Source organism: Kineococcus gypseus, assembly GCF_050871305.1.
Taxonomy (GTDB): Bacteria; Actinomycetota; Actinomycetes; order Actinomycetales; family Kineococcaceae; genus Kineococcus; species Kineococcus gypseus.
The window spans coordinates 51,288-59,480 of the sequence record NZ_JBJLRD010000029.1; the positions used below are offsets into that span (position 1 = coordinate 51,288).

6 protein-coding genes and 1 pseudogene are annotated in these 8,193 nt (G+C 79.1%); 3 read left to right on the forward strand and 4 right to left on the reverse strand.

The features are described 5' to 3' along the window. Window positions 1-24: 24 nt before the first annotated feature. A complete protein-coding gene (locus tag ACRYMN_RS12590; RefSeq protein WP_432495523.1) occupies window positions 25-861 on the reverse strand; it encodes a transglutaminase-like domain-containing protein in 837 nt (278 codons plus the stop codon). A 103-nt stretch (window positions 862-964) separates the two neighbouring features. Here ACRYMN_RS12590 and ACRYMN_RS12595 point away from each other — a divergent pair, with 103 nt between their 5' ends. The 3 genes from ACRYMN_RS12595 to ACRYMN_RS12605 all read left to right on the forward strand — a co-directional run bounded on the left by ACRYMN_RS12595 (window position 965) and on the right by ACRYMN_RS12605 (window position 3,743). Then, the gene (locus ACRYMN_RS12595) at window positions 965-1,675 is read left to right on the forward strand and encodes an NAD(P)H-binding protein (RefSeq protein WP_432495525.1); all 711 of its coding nucleotides are present in this window, start codon (window positions 965-967) and stop codon (window positions 1,673-1,675) included. Between the two features lie 140 nt (window positions 1,676-1,815). Next, window positions 1,816-3,054: a phosphoglycerate dehydrogenase gene (gene serA / locus ACRYMN_RS12600; RefSeq protein WP_432495527.1), complete on the forward strand. Its 1,239-nt coding sequence runs from the start codon at window positions 1,816-1,818 to the stop codon at window positions 3,052-3,054. Between the two features lie 11 nt (window positions 3,055-3,065). After that, window positions 3,066-3,743 carry a metallophosphoesterase family protein gene (locus ACRYMN_RS12605; protein ID WP_432495529.1) on the forward strand — a complete coding sequence of 226 codons (678 nt, stop codon included), beginning with the start codon at window positions 3,066-3,068 and terminating at the stop codon, window positions 3,741-3,743. Here ACRYMN_RS12605 and ACRYMN_RS12610 read toward each other — a convergent pair. From ACRYMN_RS12610 to ACRYMN_RS12620, 3 genes and pseudogenes are all read right to left on the reverse strand, one after another. Continuing rightward, window positions 3,710-4,633, reverse strand: a pseudogene (locus tag ACRYMN_RS12610) (GNAT family N-acetyltransferase); the annotation flags it as partial. The gene ACRYMN_RS12605 and the pseudogene ACRYMN_RS12610 sit on opposite strands and share 34 nt — an antisense overlap. Next, window positions 4,630-7,011, reverse strand: coding sequence for a putative bifunctional diguanylate cyclase/phosphodiesterase (locus ACRYMN_RS12615; RefSeq protein ID WP_432495531.1), 2,382 nt, complete (start codon window positions 7,009-7,011; stop codon window positions 4,630-4,632). The gene ACRYMN_RS12615 and the pseudogene ACRYMN_RS12610, both read right to left, overlap by 4 nt. Before the next feature lie 110 nt (window positions 7,012-7,121). Beyond that, window positions 7,122-7,967 carry an EamA family transporter gene (locus tag ACRYMN_RS12620; protein ID WP_432495533.1) on the reverse strand — a complete coding sequence of 282 codons (846 nt, stop codon included), beginning with the start codon at window positions 7,965-7,967 and terminating at the stop codon, window positions 7,122-7,124. Window positions 7,968-8,193: the final 226 nt, after the last annotated feature.

Below are 8,193 nucleotides of genomic sequence, written 5' to 3' on the forward strand. Positions count from 1 at the left end.
GCGCGGGCACCGGGGGCGGCCCCGTCAGGGCAGCGCGGCGCCGGGGCCGTGCTCGTCGCGGGGCAGCTCGCCCTCGACCACGGCGAGCACCTCGATGGCCTCGAGCCGCACCGGCCCCGAGGTCGTCAGGAACGCGGTGTCGGCCGCGTCGCGGCCGGTGGCGATGCGCAGCAGCGCCGGCCGGGGTGCCAGGCGGGTGGCGTCGACGACCTCCCAGGTGCCCTCGGGGGCCGCCTCGACGACGGCGTGGAAGTCCATCGGGGATAGCCCCGGGGCGTAGGCGGAGCACAGCCGGGCGGGCACGTCCAGCGCCCGCAGCAGCGCGGTGGTCACGTGCGCGTAGTCGCGGCACACGCCCTGGCGGGCCAGCAGGGTCTCCAGCGCGGTGTCGGTGGGCGAGCTGGAGCCGGGCACGTACTCCAGCCGCTCGTGCACCCAGGCGGCCACCGCCGCCGGCAGCTGCGCGCGCGGCACCTCGCCGAACTCGCGCGCGGCGAAGGCGCCGAGGCGGTCGGAGGGGCAGTAGCGGCTGGGCCGGGTCAGCTCCCAGCGCTCCAGGGCGCCGAGGCGCTGCCCGGTGCGCCGCCCGGCGCGCACGGTGGCGGCGTACGCCACGGCCGTGCCCCCGGCGGGCGCGGTGAAGCGGTGCAGCACGGCCCCGTCGCCGGCCTCGACGGCGGTGACGTCCACGGGCCCGTCCGGGCCCTCCACGCGCAGCTCCTCGGCCACCACCCGCTGGCCGGGGCGGCGTGCCACGGCCAGCAGCAGCGCGGCCTCGGAGGGCGCCTCGGCCTCCAGCTCCAGGCGGGCGCGCACCGTGGTGACCGGTGCGGGGGAGGGGGCGGTGGCGGTGTCCGGCACGGCGGGAGTCTGCCGCACGCGCCCCCGGGCGCGCAGGGGTCCCCGGGCGGCGCGCCGGGGCCAGCGCGTGCGCGCGCCGACCGGGGCGCCTAGCGTCGCGGGCGTGCACGTCGCGATCGCCGGGGCCCACGGCAAGGTGGCCCGCCTGCTGACCCGCCTGCTCACCGAGCGCGGCGACGAGGTGACCGGGCTCGTGCGCGACCCGGCCCACGTGGCGGACGTGGGCGGCGACGGCGCCCGGGCGGTGGTGCTGGACCTGGAGTCCGCCGACGCCGTCGAGGTGGCCGGCGCGCTGCGCGGGGCGGACGCGGTGGTCTTCGCCGCCGGCGCCGGGCCCGGCAGCGGCGCGGCCCGCAAGGACACCGTGGACCGCGCGGCGGCGGTGCTGCTGGCCGACGCCGCCGAGGCGGCCGGGGTGCGCGACTACCTGCTGATCTCCTCGTACGGGGTGGACGCCGTGCGCGACGGCGCGGCGCCGCCGGAGCTGGACGAGGTGTTCGTCGCCTACCTGCGCGCCAAGCTGGCCGCCGAGCAGGAGCTGCTGGCGCGCGCCGCGGCCGGCCGGCTGCACGTGACGGTGCTGCGGCCCGGCGGCCTGACCGACGAGGCCCCCGCGGGGCGGGTGCACCTGGACGCCTCCGTCGAGCGCGGCAGCGTGCCGCGCGCGGACGTGGCGGCGGTGTGCCGCGAGCTGCTGGACGTGGCCGCCACGGTGCCGCTCGGCGGGCGGGTGCTGGAACTGGTCGGCGGCGCGGAGCCCGTGGAGCTGGCGGTGGCGCGCCTGGCGGCGCACGACGGCGGCGCCACCGGCTGACCGGCCGCGCCGGCCGGGCCGCGCACCGGGGGCTCGCGGGTCGCGCACCGAGGACTCGCGGGGCGGTCGCGGGGTGGTCGGCGCCGGTCCGCGGGTGCGCCAGACTGGGTGCCCCCGCTCCCGTGACCGCTGGAGGAACCGTGCCCGCCCTGCACCCCGCGCAGGCCCCCGCACCCCGCGCGCTGCTGCTGGAGAACATCCACGCCGACGCGCGGACCCTGCTGCACGAGGCCGGCTGGGAGGTCGAGACGGCCGCCGGCGCCCTGGACGAGGGCGAGCTGGTCGAGCGCCTGGACGGGGTGCAGCTGCTGGGCATCCGCTCCACCACCCACGTCACCGCCAAGGTGCTGGAGAACGCCCCCGCGCTGCGCGCGATCGGCGCGTTCTGCATCGGCACGAACCAGGTCGACCTGCCCGCCGCGGCCGCGCACGGCGTGGCCGTCTTCAACGCCCCGTACAGCAACACCCGCAGCGTCGTGGAGCTGGCGCTGGCGGAGGTCATCGCCCTGACGCGGCGGCTGACGGTCAAGGACCGCCTCATGCACGCCGGGGTGTGGGACAAGTCCGCCGCCGGCGCGCACGAGGTGCGCGGGCGGCGCCTGGGCATCGTCGGCTACGGCAACATCGGCTCGCAGCTGTCGGTGGTGGCCGAGGCGCTGGGCATGAGCGTGTTCTTCTACGACACCGCCGACCGCCTCGCGCTGGGCAACGCGCGCCGCTGCGGCAGCCTGCACGAGGTCCTCGAGGTCGCCGACGTGGTGACGCTGCACGTGGACGGGCGCAGCAGCAACAGCGGCTTCTTCGGCGAGGAGGAGTTCGCCCGGATGCGCCCGGGCTCGATCTTCCTGAACCTCTCGCGCGGCTTCGTCGTCGACCACGCCGCGCTGCGCCGGCACCTGGAGTCCGGCCACATCGCCGGCGCCGCGGTCGACGTCTTCCCGCAGGAGCCCAAGGGCCGCGGCGAGGCGTTCGAGTCGGAGCTGCGCGGGCTGGACAACGTCATCCTCACCCCGCACGTGGGCGGCTCGACGGAGGAGGCGCAGGAGGACATCGGCCGGTTCGTCGCCGCCAAGCTGCGCGACTACGCCCTGCACGGCTCCACGACGCTGAGCGTGAACCTGCCGCCGCTGGCCACGGAGACCGCGCCCGGCCGGGTGCGCCTGGCGCACCTGCACCGCAACGTGCCCGGGGTGCTCGCGGCGATCAACCGGATCCTGGCGGACGAGGGCGTGAACATCGAGGGCCAGCAGCTCGCCACCCGCGGCGAGCTGGGCTACGTGGTCACCGACATCGCGGCCGCGGCCTCCGAGGACGTCGGCCGGCGCCTGCGCGAGCTGCCCGAGACGGTGCGGGTGCGCCAGCTGGGCTCGCTGGGCTGAGGCGCGCGCCGGTGGGCGGGGACGCGGCGGTGCGGCTGCTGCTGCTGGCCGACACCCACCTGCCGCGGCGGGCGAGGGAGCTGCCCGCGCAGGTGTGGGCGGCGGTGGACGCCGCCGACGTCGTGGTGCACGCCGGCGACTGGGTCGACGCGGCCACCGTCGAGGCGCTGGCCGCGCGCGCCCGGCGCCTGGTGGGCGTGGCCGGCAACAACGACGGCCCCGACGTGCGCGCGCTCGTGCCCGCGTTCGCGTCCTTCACCGCCGGCGGGGTGCGCTTCGGCGTGGTGCACGAGACCGGCGCGGCCGCCGGGCGCGAGCGCCGCTGCGACGCGCTGCACGCCGGCGCGCTGGACGTGCTCGTCTTCGGGCACAGCCACGTGCCGTGGGACTCCACCACCGCGTCAGGGTTGCGGCTGCTCAACCCCGGCTCGCCCACCGACCGGCGCCGGCAGCCGGCGTGCACGTACCTGACGCTGACGGCCGCCGGCGGCGCGGTGCGCGACGTGGTGCTGCACGCGCTGCCGCCGCGCCCGCCTCAGCCCCGGCGCACCGCCACCCGCGCCTCGGCGCCGTCGGCGGCCAGCAGCGTCTCCGGCGCCACGCCGGTCATCCAGTCCAGCACCTCCACGCCGTCGGTGGCCAGGGCGCGCTCGAGCACGTGGGCCTCCAGCAGCCGGCCGGGGGAGTAGCGGGCGAAGCGGGTGCTGAAGCGCCCCTCCAGCACGCCGTAGCGGGCCCCGTCGCGCACGCCCAGCACGTAGGCGGCCAGCTGCTCGTCCAGGTGCAGCGTGACCACCTCCAGCACCCCGGCCGCGCACAGCTCGCGGGCGCGCGCCAGCCAGCCGGCGCGCCCGGCGGGGGTGTCCAGCACGCACGGCAGCCCGTGAGCGTCGTCGCGGTCGCGGTGGGCGAGCTCCAGCTGCGGCAGCAGCTCCTCGAGCCGCTCCGGGTCCGACGTGCTCGCCCAGCGGGCCGCCACCCCGTCCGTCCCCAGGCGGTTGTGCGACTTGCGCAGCGTCTTGCGGGTGCCGTGGCTGAACAGCGCGCCGTCCCCGGCCGGGCGGTGCTGCACGGGCACCGGGGCCAGCGCCTCCACGCGCGCGCCGGCGCCGTCGGCCAGCGCGGCGGTGACGGCGTCGTCGGGCAGGTCCTCCAGCGCCAGGGCGCCGCCGCCGGCGGCCGCGCCGACGGCCAGCGCCCGGCCCAGCGCGGCGGCGGCGGCCGGGTCGGCGGCGGCCACGCCGGCGAGGTAGCCCTCGCCGCCGGAGAGCAGGACGCTGCGGCGCGCGCCCGGGCGCAGCGGGTCCGCCTCCTCGGCCAGCACGGCGGCCGCGCGCAGCCGCCCGTCGGCGCCGCGCACGAGCGCGGCCCAGGGCGCCGCGTCCGGCAGCACCGACAGGCGGGCGCGCCACCAGGGCAGGCGCGCGGTCAGCGGCTGCCCCAGCGCGGCGGCCAGGGCCTCGGCCTCGGGCAGGGCGGCGGCGACGGCCGCGGCGCCGCGCAGCAGCTCGGCGCCGTGCAGCAGCTCGCCGCCGCCGGCGGTGCGCGGGCGCGGGAGGGCGCCGGTGAGCAGGCTCACGGGGCCACCGCCGCGACGGCCGGGGCCGGGGACGCGGGGGAGGCCGCGGACGCGGGGGAGGCCGGGGACGCGGGGGAGGGCACGACCGGCGCGACGTGCTGCGGGGCGGCCGAGCGGTGCCGGGTCACCCACGCCTCCAGGTCGGCCGGCGGCAGGGCCTTGGCGTAGTACCAGCCCTGCACGACGTCGCAGCCGGCCTCGGTCAGCTCGCGGCACGTCGGCTCGTCCTCGACGCCCTCGGCGACCAGCCGCAGGCCCAGCGAGTGCGCCAGCATGACCGTCGAGCGGACGATGGCGCGCGCGCGGGGGTCGGCCACCAGGTCGGTGACGAACGAGCGGTCCAGCTTCAGGTCGTCCACCGGCAGCTGGCGCAGGTAGGCCAGGGAGGAGTAGCCGGTGCCGTAGTCGTCGACGGCCACGCGCACGCCGCGCCGGCGCAGGCCCGCCAGGATCACCTGGGCGCGCTCGCGGTCGGCCATGAGGAAGTCCTCCGTGATCTCGATCTCCAGCAGGTGCGCGGGCACGCCCTTGGCGGCCAGCAGCAGCGCGACGCGCTCGGGCAGGCGCGGGTCCGAGAGCGAGGAGGCCGAGAGGTTCACGGCCACGGCCAGCGGCATCCCGGCGCGGCGCCACGCGGCGGCCTGGTCCAGGGCCTGCTCCAGGACGGCGGTGGTCATCTCCTCCATGAGCCCGGCGCCCTCCACGACGGGCAGGAACGCGTCGGGGTAGAGCAGCCCGCGGGTGGGGTGCTGCCAGCGCACGAGCGCCTCCACGCTGCCGACGTGGCCCGTGGTGGTGTCGACCTTGGGCTGGTAGTGCAGCGTCAGCGCGCGCCGCTCGACGGCGTCGCGCAGCAGCGCGGCGGTGGCCAGGCGGTCGCCGGAGGCGAACTCGTCGGTCTCGACGCTGTACGTGAAGGTGCCCAACCCCTGCGTCTTGGCGCGGTACATCGCCACGTCGGCCCGGCGCAGCAGCGCCGAGGCGTCCAGCTCGCCGGCCGGCAGGACGGAGACGCCGACGCTGGTGCGCACGCGCACCTGCACGCCCTCCACCGCCACCGGCGCCTCCAGCAGGGCGTGCACCTGGGCGGCGTGCGCGTCGGCGCCCGCGCCGGCCGGCAGCAGCACGGCGAACTCGTCGCCGCCCAGGCGCGCCACGTGCGCACCGGCGCCCTCGGCGAAGCGCCGCACCCGGCCGGCGACGGCGCGCAGCAGCTCGTCCCCGGCGTGGTGGCCGAGGCTGTCGTTGACCTCCTTGAAGCGGTCCAGGTCCAGCAGCAGCAGGGCCACGGGCACCTGCGGCTCGCGGCGCCGCTCGGCGGCGGTGCGCTCCACGGCGCGGTACAGGGCGCGGCGGTTGCCCAGGCCCGTCAGCTCGTCGGTCAGCGCCAGCTCGCGGCTCTCGGCCAGGTTGGCGACCTCGCGGAAGGTCAGCAGCAGCCGGCCCAGGGCGGCCACCACGGTCGCGGCGGCCAGGCCCACGGCCACGGAGTGCAGGTGCAGGGAGTGGTCGGTGACGAGCACGCCCAGCGCCAGCGCGGTGGACAGCAGCGGCACCGCCACGACGGCCCAGCGGGGCAGGCGCGAGCCGCCGGCGCGCGCGGGCCAGCCCGGGGCGAGGGCGACGAGGACGACGCCGAGCACCCACACCCCGTCGCCGGTGCGCCCGGGCACGTAGGTGCCCTGCGCGGTGTGCAGCAGGTACGCCAGGTCGGCCAGGACGAAGAGGACCAGACCGGCGGCCAGCAGCCACAGGCCCGCCGAGGGGCGCCAGCCGTGCATGGACAGCACCGCGGCCAGCAGCACGAGCAGCACCAGGTCCAGCAGCGGGGAGGCGGAGGTGACCGCCACGGCGGCCCACCCCTGCGCGGGCGCGTCCAGCACCGGGCCGACGGCGACCGCGGCGGCCACCGCGCCCACGGCCAGGCCCGCCACGACGCCGTCGAGCCACAGGGTGCCGGCGAAGCGCTGCGCGCCGCGGCGGGCGGTGAGCACGAGGGCGGCGAAGGCCAGCGGGTAGAAGGACAGGAAGAGCGCGTCGGCGGGCGAGGGGTACGGCGGGTCGGCCATCGGGCGGACCACGAACGCCCACACCACGTTGCCCGAGCCGTACAGCGCCAGGCCCGCGGCCAGCAGCAGCGCGCCGGTGCGGCCGGCGGGCGCGCGCAGGGCGCGCACCAGGCACAGCAGCGCGGCACCGGCGTAGGCGAGGTTGTTCAGCACGCCGTCGAGCGCGACCACGTAGCCGTCGACGGGCCGCACCCCCGGGACGGTGCTGAGCATGAAGGCCGCGGCGGGCAGCAGCAGCGCGGCGTGCAGCGCCACGCGCCGGCGCGGGCGGCGCGCCCGCGGTGCAGCGGGCGTGGGCGGTGCGCTCACGTCGACCTCCTTCCGTGCGTCAGGGAGGTCTTCGGTGCCGCGCGGCGACGGCTGCACCCCCCGAACGGGTGGTGCCCCGGCCCCGCGGCGCCGCCCGCGCTCGCGCCGCGTCACGCCAGGCTCGTCGCGACGGCGCCGGCGAGGACGGCCAGGACGCCGGCGGCCTGCACGGGCCGCAGCCGCTCGCCGTGCACCTGGCGCGCCAGCACCACGGTGACCGCCGGGTACAGCGAGGCCAGCACGGCCACGACGCTGACGAGCTCGCCGCGCGAGGCCAGGGCGTAGGCGGCGGTGGCGGCCAGGTCGAGCACGCCCAGCGCCAGCAGCGGCGGCAGGTCGCGCGCGCCCACCCGCTGCTCGCCGCGGCGGGTGGCCGCGGCGGCGAGCACGACGAGGACGGCGGAGGTGACCCGCATCCCCAGCAGCGTGGCGGGCACGGAGGCGGCGCTGCCGCGCGCCAGGGCCCAGACCTCCACGCCGAACAGCGCGGCGGCCACCAGCGCCAGCAGCACCGCGCCGCCCTGCCGGCGTCCACCGCCGCGCAGGTCGGGACCGGCGGAGAGCACCACGCCGGTGAACGCGACGGCCACGCCGGCCAGCTGCAGCGGCGCGGGCCGCTCGCCGGCGGCCAGCCCCAGCAGCACCGGCAGCGCGGTCCCGCCGGCGGCGATCGGGGCGACCACGCCCATCGTGCCGCGCGCCAGGGCGGTGTAGAGCGCCGCCATCGCCCCGGCCCAGGTGACGCCGGCGAACACCGACCAGCCCAGCCAGGAGGCGGCCGGGCCCGCCGGGCGGACGCCGACGAGGCCGCCGAGCACGGCCAGCAGCACGGCGCAGGAGAGCACCTGGGAGACGGCGAGGACCTGCACGGCGCGCAGGCGGCGGCTGACGGTGCCGCCGAGGAAGTCGGAGGTGCCCCACAGCGCGCTGGCGAGCAGGGCGAGCGCGGCGCTCACGCGCGCCGGGCCGGGGGGTGGCCGCTGGGGGCGGGGGGGCGGATCACGCTCGTGGTCGTCGGCGCCGCGGGCGCCGGCCTTGAGCGCGCCGCGCCGGGCGCGACGGGGCCCGGGCACCCGTCCCCGGCGGGAGGGGCGCCCGGGCCCGCGCGCCCGTCCCGGTCGCGCCCGGGTCGGGGGGGTGGATCGGGTGGATCGGGTGGGGCGGGTGGGGCGCTCAGTGCTT